At 43.5% G+C, this 19,667-nt stretch carries 23 protein-coding genes; 17 read left to right on the top strand and 6 right to left on the bottom strand.

Translation table 11 applies throughout. The features are described from left to right. The first annotated feature begins 118 nt into the window (after positions 1-118). The 17 genes from AAEO56_RS07130 to AAEO56_RS07050 all read left to right on the top strand — a co-directional run bounded on the left by AAEO56_RS07130 (position 119) and on the right by AAEO56_RS07050 (position 13,510). Positions 119-733 (top strand): SCO family protein, encoded by a 615-nt coding sequence (locus tag AAEO56_RS07130; RefSeq protein ID WP_341696340.1) that lies wholly within the window; start codon positions 119-121, stop codon positions 731-733. Beyond that, positions 730-1,104: a hypothetical protein gene (locus tag AAEO56_RS07125; protein ID WP_341696339.1), complete on the top strand. Its 375-nt coding sequence runs from the start codon at positions 730-732 to the stop codon at positions 1,102-1,104. Before AAEO56_RS07130 ends, AAEO56_RS07125 begins: the two co-directional genes overlap by 4 nt. A gap of 39 nt (positions 1,105-1,143) precedes the next feature. After that, positions 1,144-2,010 (top strand): helix-turn-helix domain-containing protein, encoded by an 867-nt coding sequence (locus tag AAEO56_RS07120; RefSeq protein WP_341696338.1) that lies wholly within the window; start codon positions 1,144-1,146, stop codon positions 2,008-2,010. Positions 2,011-2,021: 11 nt separating this feature from the next. Continuing rightward, complete coding sequence (locus tag AAEO56_RS07115) at positions 2,022-2,411, top strand: lipocalin/fatty acid-binding family protein (protein ID WP_341696337.1); 390 nt, start codon at positions 2,022-2,024, stop codon at positions 2,409-2,411. An 18-nt stretch (positions 2,412-2,429) separates the two neighbouring features. Continuing rightward, positions 2,430-2,747 carry a YHS domain-containing protein gene (locus tag AAEO56_RS07110; protein ID WP_341696336.1) on the top strand — a complete coding sequence of 106 codons (318 nt, stop codon included), beginning with the start codon at positions 2,430-2,432 and terminating at the stop codon, positions 2,745-2,747. A 282-nt stretch (positions 2,748-3,029) separates the two neighbouring features. After that, a complete protein-coding gene (locus AAEO56_RS07105) occupies positions 3,030-4,490 on the top strand; it encodes a c-type cytochrome (protein ID WP_341696335.1) in 1,461 nt (486 codons plus the stop codon). Continuing rightward, on the top strand, positions 4,483-5,832 hold the full coding sequence (locus tag AAEO56_RS07100) for a c-type cytochrome (protein ID WP_341696334.1): 1,350 nt from the start codon (positions 4,483-4,485) through the stop codon (positions 5,830-5,832). Before AAEO56_RS07105 ends, AAEO56_RS07100 begins: the two co-directional genes overlap by 8 nt. A gap of 5 nt (positions 5,833-5,837) precedes the next feature. Next, positions 5,838-6,002, top strand: a complete 165-nt coding sequence (locus AAEO56_RS07095) for a hypothetical protein (RefSeq protein ID WP_341696333.1) — start codon at positions 5,838-5,840, stop codon at positions 6,000-6,002. A gap of 254 nt (positions 6,003-6,256) precedes the next feature. Further along, positions 6,257-6,619 carry a hypothetical protein gene (locus tag AAEO56_RS07090; RefSeq protein ID WP_341696332.1) on the top strand — a complete coding sequence of 121 codons (363 nt, stop codon included), beginning with the start codon at positions 6,257-6,259 and terminating at the stop codon, positions 6,617-6,619. Between the two features lie 96 nt (positions 6,620-6,715). Beyond that, positions 6,716-7,504 carry an MbnP family protein gene (locus tag AAEO56_RS07085; protein WP_341696331.1) on the top strand — a complete coding sequence of 263 codons (789 nt, stop codon included), beginning with the start codon at positions 6,716-6,718 and terminating at the stop codon, positions 7,502-7,504. Between the two features lie 15 nt (positions 7,505-7,519). Beyond that, entirely contained in the window at positions 7,520-8,563 is a 1,044-nt protein-coding gene (locus AAEO56_RS07080; protein WP_341696330.1) for a cytochrome-c peroxidase, read from the top strand. Between the two features lie 22 nt (positions 8,564-8,585). Next, entirely contained in the window at positions 8,586-9,377 is a 792-nt protein-coding gene (locus AAEO56_RS07075) for an MbnP family protein (protein WP_341696329.1), read from the top strand. After that, a complete protein-coding gene (locus AAEO56_RS07070) occupies positions 9,377-10,414 on the top strand; it encodes a cytochrome-c peroxidase (RefSeq protein ID WP_341696328.1) in 1,038 nt (345 codons plus the stop codon). The genes AAEO56_RS07075 and AAEO56_RS07070 overlap by 1 nt, the downstream gene beginning before the upstream one ends. A gap of 10 nt (positions 10,415-10,424) precedes the next feature. Beyond that, entirely contained in the window at positions 10,425-10,589 is a 165-nt protein-coding gene (locus AAEO56_RS07065; protein WP_341696327.1) for a hypothetical protein, read from the top strand. A gap of 742 nt (positions 10,590-11,331) precedes the next feature. Further along, on the top strand, positions 11,332-12,684 hold the full coding sequence (locus tag AAEO56_RS07060; RefSeq protein ID WP_341696326.1) for a site-specific integrase: 1,353 nt from the start codon (positions 11,332-11,334) through the stop codon (positions 12,682-12,684). A 162-nt stretch (positions 12,685-12,846) separates the two neighbouring features. Continuing rightward, a complete protein-coding gene (locus AAEO56_RS07055) occupies positions 12,847-13,173 on the top strand; it encodes a type II toxin-antitoxin system HigB family toxin (protein WP_341696530.1) in 327 nt (108 codons plus the stop codon). Further along, positions 13,151-13,510, top strand: a complete 360-nt coding sequence (locus AAEO56_RS07050; protein WP_341696325.1) for a helix-turn-helix domain-containing protein — start codon at positions 13,151-13,153, stop codon at positions 13,508-13,510. Before AAEO56_RS07055 ends, AAEO56_RS07050 begins: the two co-directional genes overlap by 23 nt. Positions 13,511-13,603: 93 nt before the next feature. On the opposite strand, the gene AAEO56_RS07045 is transcribed toward AAEO56_RS07050, so the two are convergent. The 6 genes from AAEO56_RS07045 to mobA form a co-directional block, all read right to left on the bottom strand. Next, entirely contained in the window at positions 13,604-14,674 is a 1,071-nt protein-coding gene (locus tag AAEO56_RS07045; protein WP_341696324.1) for a papain-like cysteine protease family protein, read from the bottom strand. Between the two features lie 31 nt (positions 14,675-14,705). Continuing rightward, on the bottom strand, positions 14,706-16,430 hold the full coding sequence (locus AAEO56_RS07040; RefSeq protein ID WP_341696323.1) for a hypothetical protein: 1,725 nt from the start codon (positions 16,428-16,430) through the stop codon (positions 14,706-14,708). Positions 16,431-16,779: 349 nt separating this feature from the next. Further along, positions 16,780-17,067: a hypothetical protein gene (locus tag AAEO56_RS07035; protein ID WP_341696322.1), complete on the bottom strand. Its 288-nt coding sequence runs from the start codon at positions 17,065-17,067 to the stop codon at positions 16,780-16,782. Between the two features lie 7 nt (positions 17,068-17,074). Then, positions 17,075-17,344: a DNA-binding protein gene (locus AAEO56_RS07030; RefSeq protein WP_341696321.1), complete on the bottom strand. Its 270-nt coding sequence runs from the start codon at positions 17,342-17,344 to the stop codon at positions 17,075-17,077. Between the two features lie 229 nt (positions 17,345-17,573). After that, entirely contained in the window at positions 17,574-18,854 is a 1,281-nt protein-coding gene (gene mobB, locus AAEO56_RS07025; protein WP_341696320.1) for a conjugal transfer protein MobB, read from the bottom strand. A 3-nt stretch (positions 18,855-18,857) separates the two neighbouring features. Continuing rightward, positions 18,858-19,289 (bottom strand): conjugal transfer protein MobA, encoded by a 432-nt coding sequence (gene mobA, locus AAEO56_RS07020; protein WP_341696319.1) that lies wholly within the window; start codon positions 19,287-19,289, stop codon positions 18,858-18,860. Between the last annotated feature and the right edge of the window lie 378 nt (positions 19,290-19,667).

The raw sequence follows: 19,667 nt of genomic DNA, 5'->3' as shown, positions 1-19,667 counted from the left end.
GCCCTTCAATAAAGGATTAGGTCGACTTTGGTTCCCTCCACATGTTCTAACATTAGATTTTTGAGTTATAATTATATCTCAAATAATGATTTTCAGTTATAACTGCTAACTTTGTAACGTGAAGAAAATATTTCTCCTTTCTATTATTGCTACTGTTGCTATTTCTTGTTTTAAAGAAGAGGAGCACCTTCCTTATTTAGGCAATCCAGTAGAAAAAGAAGGTAAACTACAATATCCGAAGATTGCGGATTTCAGTTTTACCGATCAGGATAGTGCGATAATAAATAACGCTACTTTTGAAGGTAAAATTTATGTAGCAGATTTTATATTTCTCTCCTGCCCCACGATCTGTCCAAAAATGACAGTAGAAATGCTCAAAGTCTACGAAAAATATCGAGATAATTCCGAAATAGGATTTCTATCACACACCATTGACCCCTTGCATGATACCATACCGCGCCTAAAAGCTTATGCTGAGAATCTTGGCGTTGACAATAACTGGCACTTTGTCACCGGCAACAAAGACAGCATTTATTCACTGGCTGTTAAAAGCTATTTCACTACCGCGTATCCCGACGACAAGGAACCGGGAGGATACGTCCACAGCGGTGCACTTTTACTGGTGGATAAAAATCGCTATATTCGCGGGGTGTATGACGGCACCAACCCTGTAGAGACACAACGCCTCATATCCGACATAGAAAAACTTTTACAAGAGCCTGAAAGCAAATGAAAAAGCTGGCCTTATATACTATGATGCTGCTGTTTGTGCTGCAAAGCACAAGCTATTCCTATATCGTAGCCTCATTCTATATCAACCGCGATTTTATCGCCGAGAATATCTGCATCAACCGCTTTGATGCGATACCGGTCTGCCGCGGTGCCTGCTACCTTACAGACCAGCTGAAAAAAGAATCTAAAAAAGATCATAAGCTTCCGAACCTTAAAGAAAAGGAAGTGCAGCTTTACCTGCAGGAGATGACTCAGCTTTCTGTCACCGGAATGCCGCGGAACATATACCACAGGACAATCCCCCCTTTTAGAGAACAGCTGGCAACGAGCCGTTTTCTATATTCGATATTCCATCCTCCCGAAATGGCCTGATACTTCAGTTTTATTATTTATTAAACTAATTCAACCCGTATGTATACAGGCAATATCCCCGTATGCGGCATGGAGATGTTTGATGAAGGCCCGGATCATTTCTGGATTGGCGAGCTCAAGGCGGTATCGGCACTTTATCCAATGCTGGAGATCCCTCATAAGAATAGCTTCTATAGCCTGGTATTTGTCATCGCAGGATCAGGAGAGCTTACTGTGGATGCCTCCGGACTTATCCTGGAAAATTCGAAAGCCTACATCATCAAGCCCGGCTGCATAACAACACTTATTTCCGATGATAGAACATCGGGGAAAATGATCTGCTTCGCAGAAGATTTTTTCTCCCTGCGGTACAACAGCAATGTGCTCAGCCAGTTTTCCTTTTTCGAAAGGGAGGCTAAGCGGTCTTTGTCTTTTACAGGGCCGCAGCAGCAGAAAGTGGAAAGCCTGCTCAGCCTCTTGCAGGAGGAATACAAGAACCAGGGTAAGGCTTCGGCCAAAGTGCTGCGCTCTTACCTGAATATCCTGCTGTTTGAGCTGGAACGCTCCTATTCGCCTATGCTCGTGCTGCACAGCGTGACCCATTCGCAGGAGAAGATACAGGAATTCGAAAAGCTGGTCGAGGCCAACTACGTAATGTGGAAACGCCCGTCCATCTATGCTGAGCAACTCAATGTAAGCACCAATTACCTCAATAAGCTCTGCAAAAAGGAAACAGGTCTTACCGCAGGCGACCTGATACGCAGGCATATCCTGCTCGAAGCGCAGCGACTGCTGCACTATACGCGCCTTACGATAGGCGAGATATCCGCAAAGCTCGGTTTTGAGAATGTTTCCTATTTCGTGACCTTATTCAAAAAACACATGCTGCATACACCGGAAGAGTTCCGGAAAAGCCAAAATATTTAAATCCGAATGATATGAAAAATGCGATTATGATCATTATGCTATTGACTGCCGGCCTTGTGAAAGCGCAGTCAAAATTTGACAGCTGGCCAGAGCTGAAAGCGTTCCATCAGGTAATGTCCCAAACCTTCCACCCAAGCGAGGAAGGTAACCTGGAACCCGTAAAGAAGCGTTCCGGCGAACTTCACCAAAAAGCCGCAGACCTTAAAAAAGCCAAAATCCCTGCCGAATTCCGTTCCGATAAAATAGAGGAGGCGATCAACACGCTTGAAAAGGACAGCAAGGCACTTCACAAACTCATTGCGTCCGGGGGCAATGACCAGGAAATCACCAAAAAACTCTCCCTGCTGCATGATACATTCCATGAGATCGTGGGGCTGTGTAACAAGGAAGAACATCGTTAATCAAAACAAAAGTACGTTATGAAAAAAATTATAGTACCCATACTTGCAATGCTATTGGCAGCGGCATGTACACAAAAACCAAAAACAGAGGAAAATGAGATAAATGCACCAGGCAGTACACCCCAGCCTGATGCAGAAGGCAAATATGCTTCAACTGAAGGGCCATATAAAGGAGTTGCGCTGGAGAGTCCCAAAGATTTTTACTGTGGCATGGACATCGTCAAATACGGACCTAGCGACACATTACATTATCATGGCAAGGTGTATGGATTTTGTGCTTCAGTGTGCAAAGAGGAGTTTAAGAAAGAGCCGGAAAAATACCTGGCAAAAAAATAATTCAACAAGCCGTCATTATGAAAGAAACATTGTTGGCATTATTTGCCCTGCTTTTGGTTATAGTAGTTGTTATGCTATTCCGTTTCATGAAATTTTCACAAAAGCTCATCGAAGCGTACAACCTCAAAAATTAACCAGAAAACGACAAGGGAATTGATTAGTGAAAGGAATATCCTTTTTTGTGCTATGGGCAGTCACGTTTTGTTAAACGTCCTGCCCATTTTTTATGCGCCATTGCAGGGGCAAAAGAGGAACTTTGTACCGTTATTAATTATTTACGATATGGATTTCCCAATGTTTCACCTGGACTGGCTCAACAACCGCATGCTTATCGCGGGCATCGCCACACTCCATGTAATCATCAACCACGGCCTTGCCGTAGGCTTTATACCCTTTGTTACTTGGATGGAACAGAAGGGCGTTAAGAATAGCCCATCCGGCGAGGTCACCGGCCAGGAGTGGGACAGGATGGTATACAAGATGATGAAGGTGGCCTTTATCATCACCACTACCATAGGCGCCATGACTGGCGTAGGTATATGGTTTTCTGCATCGCTGATCAGCCCGACTTCCATAGGGAGCCTTATCAGGGTCTTTTACTGGGCATGGTTCACTGAATGGATCGTATTTGTAACCGAGGTGGTACTGATTATGATCTATTTCCTGACCTGGAAGAACAGCAACAGTTCGCTGCGCGCCAAGATAAGGCACATCCGGTTCGGGTGGTTCCTCAGTGTAGCTTCATGGGTCACGATGGCCCTGATCGTTTCCATCCTTGGCTTTATGATGGACCCAGGCAACTGGAATACCGACAAGACGCTGTTTGCCGGATTTACTAACCCTATTTACCTGCCGCAGCTCTTGTTCAGGACCCCGACCGCTATGCTCCTCGGGGGGATCTTCGGGATGATGCTGATCACATTCTTCGCCAGAAAAGGCAGCGCAATGCGGGAGCAGGCCTTGAAGTTCGCCGGCCGATGGATACTGCTGTGGGCTCCTATTACCCTAATTGGCGCTATTGTTTACTACAATGCCATACCCGATGCCATGACCCAGAACATGAGCACCGCTGTAGGGACTATGGATTTTGCCCAGTACTATGACAAGCTGAAATACTTTATTATCCTCGGCATCGGCCTCAGCTTCATCGCTGCTATCGTTGCACTTTTCAGGGCACGGATGATTAGGGGCTATATGGTGGTGGTCCCTGTGCTGGCTGCCTTTGCCTTCCTGGGCTTCTTTGAAAGGGTACGCGAATTTATACGTAAGCCGTATGTGATAGGGAAATATATGTATTCCAACCTGCTCTTGGAGGAGGATTATGTGGTCTACCAGCAGGACGGGCTCCTCAAGCACGCCACCTATACCGCCGTTACAGATATTACCGACGAAAACAGGGCGGAGGCAGGGCGGGACATCTTTATGATGGCCTGCAGCCGATGCCATACCACCCAGGGCGTGAACAGCGTTGTTGATGTGTTTGAGCGGATGTACGGGCCAGGCAAACCGCTTGATGTGAATTCCATGGCAGGGTATATACCCAACATGCACAATGGACGGAACTATATGCCGCCTTTCCCGGGAACGGAAGAAGAAGCCGTTGCCCTTGCCACCTACATCCGCGAATTGCAGCAGACCGGGGAGACACTCCAGGGTGCGCAGGAAGAAGGAGTCACCCTGAACCCCAATACCACTGCACGTGCCCTGCTAAAAGCAAAAGATAAAAAACAAGAAAATGAATAATAGCTTACTGATATTGCTGCAGGCATCACAGACACCTGTACCCAAAGACATACCCCTGCCCTTGCCGCTTCCCGAATGGCTACTGGTTATAATACTCGTCATCTCCTTTTTGGCGCACATCATTTTTGTGAACCTGATGCTCGGCGGCTCCCTGCTTACCCTTTGGGCAGAGGTAAAAGGGCTGAAGGACAAGCGCTATGATCACCTGGCAAAAGAGATAGCGGCCACCATTACGGTAAACAAAAGCATGGCAGTCGTACTCGGTGTGGCACCGCTGCTGAGCATCAATGTGCTGTACACCGTGTATTTCTATTCTGCCAATGCGCTTACCGGGCTGATGTGGATCGCGGTCATACCGCTGGTTACAGCAGCGTTCCTACTAACGTACCTGCATAAGTATACATGGAAGCTAATGGAGAACAACAAGGCACTGCACATTGCCATTATGGCCTTCGCGGTGGCTATATTCCTGTTCATCCCGTTCATATTCCTGACCAATATCAACCTGATGCTCTTCCCTGAAAAATGGGCACTCGTGAAAGGCTTCCTCGATGCGCTTATGCTTCCTAATGTCTTCCCACGTTACCTGCACTTTATCTTTGCCTCGCTATCGGTTACGGGCTTGTTCCTGTTCTGGTACATGAGCCGCAAAAGCTATCCTTTTGACGAGTTGATGCCCGGATTCACCCGTTATGATATTCAGCGCAAAGGCTATTCGCTTGCCCTTACGGCATCTGTAGCTCAATTTATGATCGGACCGATAGTCCTGCTCACGCTGCCATCAAAAGGCATCGGCTGGAACCTGATACTGGTCATTGTTGCCGGGGCTGCTATCGCGCTTCCTGCGATGTGGATGATATGGAAGGCGCTTACGGGGCAAAAAGAGCAGATGGCAAACAGCTTTTACAAGGTGGCATTGCTCTTAGGCATCACCGTTGTGTTCATGGGGTCGGGCAGGCACATATACCGCAGCAACGCTCTTGAAAAGCACAGGGAGCTGGTCGCTGCAAAGACAAAAGATTTTGCCAAAGCACGAAAGCAGGCTTTGGCTAACAGTAATGAAAAGGCAGAAAAAGAGGCCGGAGCCAGCCTTTCAGGCGCAGAGAAAGGAGAAAAAATTTTTAAGCAGAACTGCGCTGCCTGCCACAAGCCACATGAAAAACTCGTTGGCCCGCCCGTAACGGAGATGGCATCTATTTATAAAGGCGATGTCGAGGGGCTTAAAAAATGGATCAGGACGCCCGGAAAGAAAAGGCCGGATTACCCTCAGATGCCCGGGTTCCCACAAATAAATGACGGAGATATGCAAAATCTCACCGAATATATACTAACGATAAAATAAGAAATATGACAACAGCACTCGTAATTATGATCGTGGTTATGGTAGGCATAGCGTTAGTGAATGTGATAAAGATCAATATGCTGGCCCTACAGATCATCAAAGATAAGGAAACCAACAACAGGGAAAACCCACTTGAAAAAAACTACCAGTTCATAAAAGGGCTGTATTAGTCAGTACAGCCCTGCCCACTGCCAAAGTGAATGGCTGGTACAATGCCCTGCAACTACTGCGCAGGGCATTTTTCGTTGCGCATCCTAGTCACTTATCACGTTCATGGGTTAGTCGGAGAGCCGTTCCCGGAAGGGGCGGCTTTTTTTATTTTCCTGCTTACAATAATCAATCCATCTGTTACAGGATTCGGGACTATTGTATGGCAAACGTATAGATTTTGCGAATGATAGCGTATTTTTGCAGCGTGAAAAATATGGCACTGCTCATAGCGCTCCTGTTCCTGTTAAAGCCCGTATTCCCGATTGTGGACTATGCGGCCAACTACAGCTATATCGCAAAGGAACTTTGCGAAAACCGCAGTAAGCCTCAGTTGCATTGCAACGGGAAGTGCCATCTCATGAAAGAGCTCGCCAAAGCCGCTGAGCATGAAAAGCCACTGAGCGAGAAGAAGCAAAGCAAAGTGGAGCATGATTTCATGGCCTATTTTCAGCAATCCACCCCGGTAACGCAACTTTGCCTGGTCACTATTGATGAGAAGAAGCGATTTACACACCGTAAAAGCCTCTACAGCACGATTACGCTTTTTTACCTTTTGCGCCCGCCTGCTTGCAGTTAGATTTCCGGAGAACTTAATATATCCCGGTAGCGCCTGGCGCTGCCGCTAATCTAATTATGCATTATCATGAAATTTAATATAAATAAACTAGCTGCTATGATAGCGTTTGCATCATGCCTTACTGCTTGCAGCAGCGACGATAGCAGCCCGGTAGCCGAAGGTACCTCAGGCGAAGTAGAACTGTATTTTGACAATGGCGTAGCGGGCGATGCTCTGCTGCTAGGATCTTCCTATACCAATGGTAACGGTGAGAGCCTTGCGATCAACAGGCTGAATTATATAGTAAGCAATATGGTGCTTATCAAGGCGGACGGCAGCGAATACGTATATCCTAAAGAAGAAAGCTATTTTGTAATAAGCGCTGAAGGGAATCTTAAATCTGCTATGCTTGAAAATATCCCGGCAGGGGATTATACAAAGATCAGGCTCGGCCTTGGCGTGGATAAGCAGCGTTACCTCCAGGGGGAAACCGCGCAGCAAAGCTTTTGGGACCTGGCTGCAGGCTATGAGATGACCTGGACCTGGTCAACCGGGTACAAATTCATCAATTTTGAGGGTACATTTACTTCCGCTCAATATCCTCAGGAGAAGATTTTTCAGGTACACCAGGGCAGCAACACATCTACTGATAATTACCGTGAGATCACACTTAGCCTTCCTACAACCGCAAGGGTAAGGCAGGGCGAGCTGGCCTCGATCCATTTCAAGGTGGATGCCAATGCAATCCTTGACGGTATCAATAAGATAAAGCTGGGCGAGAACATGAACCAGGCAGGGACAGCTTCCAGTATCATGGGCGGTGAAAACCTTATAAAGATCGCTGAGAATACCCTGCAGATGTTTGCGGTAGACCATGTGCACAACGGCGCAGGCAGCCCCCACTAAAAAACATTATCGATAATGAAGAAGCTTATAATTGCTTTTTCGGTCTGCGGGCTTTTGTGCTCTTGCGGATCGGACGATGCTGCTTATCAGGAAATAAATGGAAGCATGCCTTTTGCCGTGCCTGCTAACTTTCCGGCCCCAGCTCAGGATATAGGTCTTAATCCGCCTACTACGAAAGGTTTTGAGCTGGGAAGAAAGCTGTTTTACGACGGCAGGCTGTCGGCCGACGGAACGATTTCCTGCTCCTTCTGCCACGAGCAGGGGTATGCCTTTACGCATCATGGTCACCAGCTTAGCCATGGCATCAACGACCTTGAAGGGATACGAAACGCCCCACCTGTCCAGAACATGGCCTTCCAGGGGAATTATTTTTGGGACGGCGCTGCCGAAAGCATCGAACTGCTCTCGATAAACCCTATACACAACCCGGTAGAGATGGATGAAACCCTTGAGGGTATTGTCGCAAAACTCCGTCAGGACCCCGAATACGTCAAGCTCTTCGGCCTTGCCTTTGATGACGGGCAGGTATCATCGGGCAACACGCTTAAGGCGCTTGGGCAGTTCATGACCATGATGGTGTCTGCCAATTCAAGGTATGATAGGTATGTCCGCAGCGAAGGCGGCCAGCTTACCGCGCAGGAAGTGCAGGGCATGGGCCTTTTCCAGCAGAACTGTGCCATCTGCCACAAGACCGACCTTTTTACAGACAGCGCTTTCCGCAACAATGGCCTTCCGCCCAATGTGAACCTTAATGACCTGGGCAGGGAAGGCGTGACCGGCTTTGCCTCTGACCGCTATAAATTTAAGGTGCCCAGCCTCAGGAATATTGAAAAAACCGCTCCCTATATGCACGACGGCAGGTTTGGCTCGCTGGAATCAGTTCTGAACTTTTACAGTTCAGGCATCATGCATTCCGCAACGCTGGATCCGGTACTGCAGCAGGGAGGGACATTGGGCATTCCACTTACACCTGTGGAAAAGCAAGCGATCATCGCATTTCTAAAAACCCTCACGGATGAGGAATATCTTTCGAACCCATTATTTTATTACAGAACTTAATTAAATCAAATCTTTTATACACATGAAAATTTCAAACTTATTCAAATCTGTCCTTACTGTAACTGCTATGACGCTGATGGTATCATGCTCTGATGATGATACTGCCGCGGCTTCCGGGTCTAATGCTAATGGCGGCGATCTGAAGATCAATTTTGATGCCGTGGTGGGCAGCCAGGATTTTGCGCTTGATACGCCTTTTTCTGTAAACGGTCACAGCTACACTTTCGAGCGCCTGCGCTACTGGGTTTCCAATGTTGAACTTGTTGCTGAAGATGGTACCGTTTACTCCGTGCCAGAATCATACTACCTTTTGGAAGAGACGGGTGAGGTAAGCGTACAGGATGGTACATTTACCTACCCTGCCAAAAAGAGGGAAGTTGTTGAATTGAAAAATATACCTGCCGGGCATTATTCCAAGATCCGTTTTGCCGTAGGCGTTGACCCTACATACAACGATAATATGAGCCTACAGTCAGGGGAACTTTCACAAATGAACGGGATGACCAATGTTTCATGGATGTGGCACACGAGCTATATCTTCAGCTCTCTTATTGGGAAGGACGATACACAAGCCCCTATCCAGGTGGAAACAGGACTGAATTCCAACTACAGGACAGTTGAGGTAGCATTGCCGTCAGGGGTTCACGTGGGAACTGATGCTGCCAAAGTAAATCTGAACGTTGAGATAGCCAAGATAGTTGAAGGACTCGACCTGCATACTACCCCTACAGTTTCGGCTTCGACACCAGCGGAGATGACACAGGTAGCTGACAATTATAAGACTAAGGTATTTACGCTAAAGAGTGTAGAATAATGCACACATCATTGTTAAGGTCAATAGCCTGCCTTTTGGCAGGCATTGTCTTTTGTTCCTGTTCTACAGATGATGCTGTGGCCTATCAACCAATTGTAGACTTACCACCGCATTTCCCGGCTTTACGGGATTCGCAGGAGAACCCCCTTACCAAAGAGGGTATAGCACTGGGCAGAAAACTATTTTTCGATACCCGGCTCTCCGGCACCAATACCGTTTCTTGTGCCACCTGCCACAAACCAGAACTGGCCTTTAGCGATGGGGCTGCACTTTCAACCTCAGGCGTGTCAGGACATCCGCTCCTACGCAATGCCCCGGCGCTAATCAACTTGGCGTGGGCTGACAATGGGCTGTTTTGGGATGGTGGGTCGACAAACCTGGAATCGCAGGCGTTTGCACCAATGGCTCATGTTGATGAGATGCACCAGGATTTAAATGAGCTTATAGATGAACTTAACGCCGACCCTCTATATCCGTCCATGTTTGCAGCTGCATTTGCAGATGAAGTTACCCAGGCGGGTATAGTCAAAGCTTTGGCACAATACCAGCGTACCCTAATTTCGGGAAATTCAAAATATGACCGCTATCTTTTAGGCCAAGAGCAGCTTAGTCCATTGGAATCACAAGGCCTAGCTATTGCGGAAAACCTATGCTTTTCCTGCCATTCCGGGGTGCTGCTAACCGATAATAGCTACCACAATAACGGGCTCGACTCCGATTTTAGCGATACGTCGCACGAGGGCATGTTCCAGGGTAGGTACAGGGTAACATATAACCCTTCCGATTTAGGCAAATACAAGACTCCAACGCTCAGGAATATTGCACTTACAGGGCCATACATGCACGATGGGCGCTTTGATACCTTAGAAGAGGTAATCACGTTTTACGCCACAGGTGTAAATGAGTCACCCACGCTTGACCCGTTACTTCACCGTAATGGCGGGCAGGGATTTGGCATTTCAACCCAAGAGCGCGAGGCTCTCGCCGCTTTCCTGAGAACCCTTACCGATGAGGATTTTATAAACGTACCGCACTAAATCATAACCTATGTACAAGTTCGTAATTTTTGCCCTTATTTCTCAGTTTGGTTTTGCCGCAGGTGGCGAAAAGCCTTTATCGGGCCAGCCCTTTCCGGGTTATTATGCACGCTATCAATATGATTGTGATGCTTGCGGCTGCTCGGCAAGTGTTGGGAGTATTTCATATAGATAGTCGGGTTTACCATAGTAAGACAATGATAACGCTAATCCAAAAGTAACATAAATTGCCGCTGTTATATGTTAAAAACGTAGTCGTAAAGCTTTGCACATTTAAAAAATTACCTGTAGCTGAAACCATTAATTTTTACCGTACAAGCGCGTCATTATAAATATAATGCCAAATTAAACTTAAATTTGGCTTCAAGTTTACGGCTTTCAATAATTTTTGAGCACAGGTCTTGCGAAATCATAGGGGTTCGATAGCCCCTCACACATAAAATACAACTTATTTCAGCCAATTTTCTAACTCGTAATAGAGAACTCATATAGTTTGCAATTTAAAAACTATTTATTATTAGCACATATTATTATAAGTAAAAATAACATTTATATACTTGATAATAAATGATTTGTACGTTTTTAAAGCTCGTTAAATGATGTAAGAATAGGGACAAGGTGTTCGACTGTGATCCCTGACAGCCCACCAAAAGTAAGCTTTATATCACTATAAAGTAAGTTAAATCACAGAAAATCTGCACTTTACGAAGTCGCAGGTTTTTTTATTTTACCCCTGCACCCATCAAAATTTGCAAAAATGCCCAAAGTTTAGGTGGCAATTCGTGGCACAAAACATTTTTTTAAAAATGCGCCACAAAAAAGAGGTTAAAATATTGAATATCAACATGTAATCCTGCTTAACGACTTGATTTAAAGACGCTATAATTCTAATTTTATTAATTTAAAACAATTGAATTATGCTAACAGCAAGCTTTGGGTTAACCTTCTTTATGAAGACCCCGCGAAAAGAAACAAATGTAAGAGTAATCTATCTTAGAATTACCGTTGATGGGGTGCCAAAGGAAACGTCCACCAGGCAGCAATGGGATGTTACCCGTTGGAGTCAGAGAACTGAACGTGCTACCGGAAACAAGGAAGATGCACGTAGTGTAAATTTTTTCCTTGACACACTCCAGACTAAAATCCAACAGTACAAGGGTGATTTATTATTACATGGTCAAACTATTACAAGCCAAAAGCTGATAGATCATGTATTGGGGAAGACAGTCTCAAAAGCAAAAATCGTCGAAGAGTTCCAGCGTCATAACGATGAATTATTGGCATTAGTTAAAAGAGGTGAATATGCCATTGGTACGCATGTACGCTTCGAAATCGCTAAAAAGCACGTGAAAGAATTCGTACTCTTTAAGTACAACGTGGATGATATGGATTTCCATGAACTCAATTTTGAGTTCGTAAAAGACTATGAATTTTACTTAAAGACGGTTAAGAACATTAGCCATAATACCGCGGTTAAATACATTACAAATTTTAAGAAAATTGTATTGCTTGCCATTGACAAGGATATTATCGCTGCCGACCCTTTTAAGCGTTTTAAGGCAAAGAAAATCAAGATTCATAAAAAGCCACTAAGCAGCCAGGAATTGGCATTGCTGGAACACCATACCTTTTCCACCCCGCGCCTTGCCACGGTACGGGATATTTTTGTTTTCCAGTGCTATACAGGGTTAGCCTACATCGATGCCTTTAACCTTAAGAAAACGGACATAAAGATTGGCATCGATGGTGAAATGTGGATTATCAGTGAAAGACAGAAAACCGGAGGCAGTATCAATATTCTGTTATTGCCCAAAGCCAAGGCTGTTATGGAACACTACAAAGACCACCCTCTTTGCTTACAAAGAAATTCTGTACTTCCCGTAACATCGAACCAGAAAATGAATGCCTATCTGAAAGAAATAGCTGACCTCTGCGGAATCCAAAGCACGCTAAACACCCATAAGGCCAGGCGAACTTTTGGAAGCACTGTGACGCTTAATAATGATGTGCCTATCCATGTAGTAAAAGAGTTGCTGGGGCATCAATCGGTAAAGCAAACTGAAGAGTATGCTATAACTGAACAGCAATCCGTTGGAAGGGAAATGAAACAATTGCAGCAGAGATTGCATCAAAAAGCTGAATTGCCGGATGCCCCACTGCCATCAGATATTTTAAGGATGCAGGAAGAGATTGTTTCTCTGCGGAAACAATTGAAAATAGTAAATGAGGATAAGCCGGAAATTATAAGCGTTCTGCGTATTTGTAAATAATGTTTTTAGTCTCTGTTTTATAATTGTCGCCACAGTGTGGCGACAATTATAAATACCATTAAATCAACAATAAAATTGTCCCATCACTGATGGGACAATTTCCATTTGAAATCTCTAAAATAAAAAAAAATAACAATGTAACCAAATTGGTAACAATTTAATATATTTGCAAAGAGGATAATCGCTGTAAAAACAATAAGGGAATACTGGGAGCAATTTCCGGATTCGGAGCGGCCGCTGCAATACTGTTATAAAGATGTGACCGCTGCTCAGTGGAATAGCCCGAACGACTTAAAAGTTCAGTTTGGGAATGCGTCGATATTAACTAACAAACGGGTCGTTTTTAATATACATGGTAATAGTTACCGCCTAATTGTAGATATTGAATACCGCTTGAAGATAGTATTTATAGTCTGGTTAGGGACATATAAAGAGTACGATAAGTTTAACGCAAAAGAGATTAGCTATGTTAAGACTGATAAAAAATGATTCGCAACACGAAGATATCCTTGCTCGTATCTACGAACTAATGCAACTCGACTTGCAGCCAGACACCGAAGAATCCGACGAACTGGAAATCCTTTCGATGCTGGTTAAGAAATATGAGGTCGAACATTATCCCATTCCTGAGCCTACACCGGTAGAAGCGATAAAGTACAGGATGGAGCAAATGAATTTGACCGATGCTGAACTTTCAGAAATTTTAGGTGCTCGTTCACGTAAATCTGAAATCTTATCCGGTAAAAGAAAACTTAGCCTTTCGATGATACGTGCCTTAAAGGAGAGATTAAATATATCTGCGGATATATTGATTCAGCTTTACTAAACAAGGGTTTGAATATGATTACTTGTAATTCGTAACTAATAGGCGAAGTATCTAACCAGTAAAAGATTGCAGTAAAATGGCAAAAGTTAGAAACTACCCACCCATCTTATCATCATATAATCTGGCATTCTTTGCATTTTCTTTCAGAAGACCTATAAACTCCTGCCAGGTATAACGCATATCTGCTTGAAGGAAATCATTTGTAAACAAAGGAATAAAAATATCATCAACCGAAGAATCGGTATGAAGCCAAACAGCATCTACCTTCAGGGCAGGCAGTCTAACCACGCTTATAGTATAGTTTTCAGATATACTTCGATAACTCTCATTCAGCTCACTGAACACCTTATAATAATGCCTGGCATACTTATCTCCAAAAAGTATTCTGCTGACATCGGTGCCTTTGAAAGTATTTGCAAACTCAAATATGAAATTGTCTTTTTGCTTATCCCGGTCAAATACTCGCGTACCGGAAACTTCAAAGACCACTCCATTACCCCCTTTTAACGAATCTAAGTTGATATTATACAGTTTATGCGCCATCTGCCGAGAAGTATCCCTACCCTTAGGGCTCAAGTCCGCCGATTCCCAAAGTATATCGGGCGGGGCCATCTCTCTGGCACGCTCAATCAGGCTCTCGTTTAATTTTTCAAATTGTAACATGTTGTTCGCTTGTCCTGTGGTTAGATAAGTATCGGTCCAGTCGCCTGCGTTTTGATAATTGGAAGTGAAATTAGCAAGGCTAATATACGAATTGCCGTATATCGGATCAGCAACATAGACAAAATTATTGGCATTAGGGTAATTGTATCCATAAATCGTTACGAAGTGGCCGCCACCGTCGCGCCATCCGATGCGCACTCCTATCAGCCAGCCTCCGTTAATTTCTGTTTCAATGGCTGGCATCAGTATAGGATTTCCTATATATTGCTTAAAGTTACCTGTGGCTTCGAGTGCATCGGTAAGGTAATAGGGAACATTGCAGGCAGAAGGTACATTAGGATTACAGCAATCCCCACGGTCAAGGCATTGGCAGGCAACTTCGCACTGCGTCGCACCGGAATGGGGATTGTAAAACAAGGATATGCTTGCGGCATTAGCTGCCCAGCACCAGTTGCTCTGTGTCTGGCGCTGCATCGAAAAGGGTAAGGCTCTGTTCGGCATAATGTATATATTTTTTGGTTTATATCGCGGATTAATCGGTGATTTCCCCCAACTCTGCATCGTCCCTTTCGGGCAAAATATCAATAAAATTATTGATGAATCCCTTGACATCGAAGCCGAAAGGCACAGGCCTGTCGCCAAGAGGTGCCAACTGTTCGCCAAGATTTTTCTGAACCCTGTACAATCCCAGCCTTTGGTCGGGGGTATTTACTTTTTTTATCCTGTTCATCTTTTCAAGATGTAGGTTGAGTACATCCTTAAAATTGCGGTCTTTGGCTTTTAGATGGGGACGCCATACAACAAGTGTATTAATATCTAATATAGTAAGGCTCTTTACGTTAAAAGGAACTGGCTTGTCACCAAAGCGCTCCGATATTTCTTCTTTAAACCAAGTATTTAGTCTGTAATTGATACCAAGGCTCTGAAATATGCGATCATGGATTAGTAAAATAGGGTAGATTGTGAGGTGCTTTTTGGAATTGACATAATCATCAAAACGAAATTCTCCTTCAGACATCTCCAGTATCGTTGTAACTAGTTGCCCTATTCCCACTGGCCTGTTGCCTTCCTTTTGGAATTTTGCCTTAAATACGGTGTTGATCTGTGTAATATCTGCAGAGGCCTTGACTGCTTTTGCAATCATGACATCTTTATTTTCAAAGATATAGACATCGTTTTGATAACGTACATAATAATCAGGTTCGCGGGGAAGCTCTGCTTCCCTTTCCTCTTTTCTGAAAAAATATTTTTTACCGAATATATCATCCAATAGTTGTTTCATGAGAAAATTTTCGGAGAAATGTTTATTGAAGAAACTGAAGAAGTTTCCATATTTGGCAACTAAGGCCGCATCGGATTCATATAGCTCCTTAATCTTGAATTTGGAGCTCCTGTAAAATTTGTCTACTACGAAGAAATAATTGATTACCGAGAAAAGGTCATCCTCAAGCCGATATAGGGGGCTGTTTTTTATATTTGTGTAATCTTCATCTTCTTGTAGGTTCTCGTTTACCAGTGAATTTAAAAAACGTAGGGTATTTTCGTCCTCAACTTGGAAAAGATAGTCATTTTGAACTTTTATGGTAAATAATTTCGCAAATAGGTATTTCATCTCACGAAAGAAATCCTCTTGGGATCCGACCCCGTACGATTCCATTAAGCCCTGTCGCAGCCCTTCATATTCGGCAGATGAACTAAGGAAGGCAAATAGGTACTCTACCTTTTTAATGGTAGCATAAATGAGTTTTGCAAACTCACGGTCATTGTTTTCGTAAACCGCAAGATCAGCAAGGGGAAAAGAAAAAGTGATACAATAATCAACGAGTTTTTCAAAATTACCTTCTGATGCCTCATCAATGACCTGCCTTCCATTAAGGCCATCGTTAATAAGCAGGAAGGCTTTAAACAGATTAATTTCATCGGCATCCGGTGAAGCGTTAGCGTTATTTTCTATCAAAAGTTCCCTATTAGATAGAATTATCTCCGCTATTCTCAAGGCGCCTTCTGGAGACATTACAACAGGTTCGTCGGCAATCCTGTTCTCATACCGGTAGCGCGAAACCCTTCTTCTGATTTCCGCCGCTACATCGGGATTACTAAAGAAGTTATGGTAATTTGGCAAAGGCAATGTATTACAAAAACCTATGACCTTTAACAGGGATTCGATTGAAACTTGTCCAAGGTATGAAAGAACATCTTCAGGTGCTTCCTCAGGAAAAATATTTTGAAAGGATAGACGGAGTTTTATTTGAACCACACTTTGAATTTTTATATTAAAGTAAACGTAGTTTTTTTTGATTGATGTTGCATAGGTAGTTTTACCTGTTTTCTCTAAACAGGTAGTAATTTATACATCTCTGTGAACTACAGCTCTCCCTGAAACCTGCAAACTATAGTTTTTAAGTGGATATGGTATAAGTGGATAAACTAATTAACTTGAATTTTTAATATCAAATTTAAGTAAAAAGTCAATGTTGGTGTAATTCGAGCGGTGAAAGTTATATTTTTTAGTAATTGTGTCATCAGTGATGACACAATTACTAAAGTTTTTTACAGCGGTTTAAAATTGCTGCCTCACCGAGGCAACATGCTTTTTCTTTAAGTTTCTATCTATTGAACAGCAACTCAACCTCACTTCTATATCCCGGATGATAACAAGGCGTATACCGAATATATCCCATCACCTGAAGTTCTTTAAAGTATTTGTGATAGGTCGGCAACGTTTTTATGTGTGAAAGCGCCATGATTTTGCTTCGGCTGACCTTAATTATTTTCGGTTGTCCCTGGCGGTAGCCGAGATATAGGATAGCACTCAGCAAAGCAAAATGCCAAACATTCAGTGAAGCATCCCGTTCAAATAGCTTCAGGTATTTTAAAAGGTTGTGCAGTTCCATACTACCGTTATTTTTCATTAAACAAATTCATGATGTCAACCCTGTTGTAATAATACGAGCCAAGCACTTTTTTAAAGCGGATCTTGCCTGTGACACGCAGGTTCTGCAATGAACCTGCCGAGATATCCAACAGCTTGCGCACCACACGGCTTTTAAGCCATTCCAATGTCAGCTTATTATTTTGGTCTTTTTTGGAATCCTCTATAATCTTACGGAAGTCGTTCATCATGACAAGGCCAAACTGCCTCAAGTCATCTTTAGTAATATACTCGCTCATTTTTACCGGTATTATAAATTTATCCCCCTAAAATAAGTTTACTTATTGTCTGCTTTATAATACTGCCATTCAATGGCAGCCGATGTCAGTGAAGGGCATGGAAACCAAAAGGCACTCCCTTCCTACGTCGGGAAAGCCTTTAAGTTTTTGAAGTGGTCTTGGCAATTTGCAGCTACACTCCTGCGTCGCTCCTCTGCAAAATGGCAGATTGTTTCGTAAGATAGTCCTACTATCTTTTCCTGCCCCTTGACCTTTTTTTCATTTGCCGTGCAAATTCATCCTCTTCGTAATCTTCACCCGCCGTTTGCGGCAGTAATCCACCGAAAATATCCGACATAGCACTGGCAGCATTTGAAAGTGATGGATTGGTTTGATTTTCAGAAGTTTTGTTCTGAGTAATAGATTGATTGGTATTGGTAGCCAATATTTCTGAGATTGGAGTTTGTAAATCAATTTTTGGTTTACTGCCATTGTTCCACCATTCATTAAACACACCGGCACTGAGATCTTTTGCAAGCTGCGAGCCGTTCCAAACCGAGCGGGATTGGTGGTCAATAAATGTAATGCCGTAAATGCGGTTGTCGGCTGTCCGCCGAACAACGGTATTGATCCCTAAACTCTTTAAATTTTCTTTAAACTCATTTTCATTGTTAGTAGCCAGTATCGCTTTTTCAATAGTTGTTTTGAGTTTTATTCTATTCGGGCTATTTTGTAATTGCATCGTTGATTTATTAAAATGTAATTGCATTTGCTCATAACCTGCACTTTTTCCGAACAAAGAAGCTTTGAACGGATTGCTTGTCTTTTCTCCTTTTTCGTTCAGGGCAAAATATACAATTCCCTGCCGGGCTGTTCCATTGTATTGGCCCTTGACTTCCTCAGCAGTTATATTGAACAGCGATAACAAAGCATTGTATGTTCCCAGGGTTGTATACTGGTAGTATTTTGGCAGGTAGCGGATGACGGCAGCCATCTGGCTTTTGGTATCGCCTGTTTTACAATTGACCTGTTTAAAAATTGGATTGGTTTGGTTTTGCTTTTTTTCAACAGCACTTTGTAAGTTGTAGTGCCGTTCTAGTTCCCGGCAGGCTGCCATAGAACGTCTTTTTTCAAAAGCATCGGAAATTTTCCTTCCCTCTTCGTCTACGCATACCGTTACAATATGGATGTGGCTACGCTCAATATCATTATGTTTAAAAACTACAAAGGGTTGTTGACCATAGCCCATTTTTTCCATATAGTCATTAGCCAATCTTTTGTAGTCGTTGTCGGATACTTTATCATCGAGGTCTGGATTTAACGAGATATGTACAACTGGCTTTTCCGTTTTCCTATTAGCCGCAAGGTGCACCTGGAAAGAGTTAGCAATCTGTTGTGGTGTAAACGAACCGTCCGGCGATTCGATGATTTTCTGGCCTGCCAATACCGTGGCGGTATTGTTTTTTACTTTATCCATATTATAGGATAATGCACCGAACAGGCTTTTGCCCCTGCCAATCTTTGCTACCATAGCCTACTTTTTAAGATGGTTCACCTCAAACTCTTCCGTAAGTTGTGTGATCTTCTTGGCTAATGCTGAAAGTTCCATGGTCTGCTTTTCCAGCCGGTACAAATATGCACCCGCTTTCTTTTCCGTGAAGTTACTGTACAGCATTTTCACAAGCTGGTTGTAGTTCACGCCGATGGCACGGAACTGACCGAATAGGCCGGTCAGCCTAACATAATAATCTACAGCCGTTTTGTCAATTTTTACCGTAGTGATGGTTTTTTGGAAAATACAGGCGGTAATAAAATGCGCCATGACATTCATTCCCGATTGTTCAAACAACGAAAGAAATTTAGCATTTTCAGTAGCTGTCAAACTGATGGAATAACGATAAACGGCTCGGTCATTTTTGGGATGCCTGCCGCCTTTATGCTTTTTATCCGGGCTATCATTTTCCATTTACAGTTTTCCTCATTAATAAGAAACGGTAAATTTAGTATTCGTTTGCATGTAAATCTGTTTCATTCTTCTTATGGCAATTATTGGCCTTAATTGTCCAATTTTTATAATGCAACCAGTCAACGCCCGTTGGCGCTGTTAACTGTCAGCCTTTTAGTGTATTATCCAAATACATTGATAGAAACTTTTCCCAAGATAAACCGCTAAAAGGCAGCTAATGTATTGCGGGTAAAGCCAGTGGTAAAAGCAAAAGACTACGGCATAATGGCTTTGTTCGCACACTCACAAACCCACCCTTCGGGACTTATTCCGTTTCCTTTTGTTTTACCGCTTTACCCACATTGTTTATCTGCTTTCTTTTTCCGGTTTTCTTTTGGG

The organism is Flavobacterium arundinis (assembly GCF_038289855.1).
In the GTDB taxonomy this organism is placed as follows: domain Bacteria; phylum Bacteroidota; class Bacteroidia; order Flavobacteriales; family Flavobacteriaceae; genus Flavobacterium; species Flavobacterium arundinis.
The sequence above is the reverse complement of the archived record's forward strand: the minus strand, read 5'-3'. Positions and strand labels throughout refer to the sequence as shown.

Coding starts and splice junctions, on each gene's coding strand:
- AAEO56_RS07125 (WP_341696339.1), top strand. CDS start 730: ATGAAAAAGCTGGCCTTATATACTATGATGCTGCTGTTTGTGCTGCAA.
- AAEO56_RS07120 (WP_341696338.1), top strand. CDS start 1,144: ATGTATACAGGCAATATCCCCGTATGCGGCATGGAGATGTTTGATGAA.
- AAEO56_RS07115 (WP_341696337.1), top strand. CDS start 2,022: ATGAAAAATGCGATTATGATCATTATGCTATTGACTGCCGGCCTTGTG.
- AAEO56_RS07110 (WP_341696336.1), top strand. CDS start 2,430: ATGAAAAAAATTATAGTACCCATACTTGCAATGCTATTGGCAGCGGCA.
- AAEO56_RS07105 (WP_341696335.1), top strand. CDS start 3,030: ATGGATTTCCCAATGTTTCACCTGGACTGGCTCAACAACCGCATGCTT.
- AAEO56_RS07100 (WP_341696334.1), top strand. CDS start 4,483: ATGAATAATAGCTTACTGATATTGCTGCAGGCATCACAGACACCTGTA.
- AAEO56_RS07095 (WP_341696333.1), top strand. CDS start 5,838: ATGACAACAGCACTCGTAATTATGATCGTGGTTATGGTAGGCATAGCG.
- AAEO56_RS07090 (WP_341696332.1), top strand. CDS start 6,257: ATGGCACTGCTCATAGCGCTCCTGTTCCTGTTAAAGCCCGTATTCCCG.
- AAEO56_RS07085 (WP_341696331.1), top strand. CDS start 6,716: ATGATAGCGTTTGCATCATGCCTTACTGCTTGCAGCAGCGACGATAGC.
- AAEO56_RS07080 (WP_341696330.1), top strand. CDS start 7,520: ATGAAGAAGCTTATAATTGCTTTTTCGGTCTGCGGGCTTTTGTGCTCT.
- AAEO56_RS07075 (WP_341696329.1), top strand. CDS start 8,586: ATGAAAATTTCAAACTTATTCAAATCTGTCCTTACTGTAACTGCTATG.
- AAEO56_RS07070 (WP_341696328.1), top strand. CDS start 9,377: ATGCACACATCATTGTTAAGGTCAATAGCCTGCCTTTTGGCAGGCATT.
- AAEO56_RS07065 (WP_341696327.1), top strand. CDS start 10,425: ATGTACAAGTTCGTAATTTTTGCCCTTATTTCTCAGTTTGGTTTTGCC.
- AAEO56_RS07060 (WP_341696326.1), top strand. CDS start 11,332: ATGCTAACAGCAAGCTTTGGGTTAACCTTCTTTATGAAGACCCCGCGA.
- AAEO56_RS07050 (WP_341696325.1), top strand. CDS start 13,151: ATGTTAAGACTGATAAAAAATGATTCGCAACACGAAGATATCCTTGCT.
- AAEO56_RS07045 (WP_341696324.1), bottom strand. CDS start 14,674: ATGCCGAACAGAGCCTTACCCTTTTCGATGCAGCGCCAGACACAGAGC.
- AAEO56_RS07035 (WP_341696322.1), bottom strand. CDS start 17,067: ATGGAACTGCACAACCTTTTAAAATACCTGAAGCTATTTGAACGGGAT.
- AAEO56_RS07030 (WP_341696321.1), bottom strand. CDS start 17,344: ATGAGCGAGTATATTACTAAAGATGACTTGAGGCAGTTTGGCCTTGTC.
- mobB (WP_341696320.1), bottom strand. CDS start 18,854: ATGGTAGCAAAGATTGGCAGGGGCAAAAGCCTGTTCGGTGCATTATCC.
- mobA (WP_341696319.1), bottom strand. CDS start 19,289: ATGGAAAATGATAGCCCGGATAAAAAGCATAAAGGCGGCAGGCATCCC.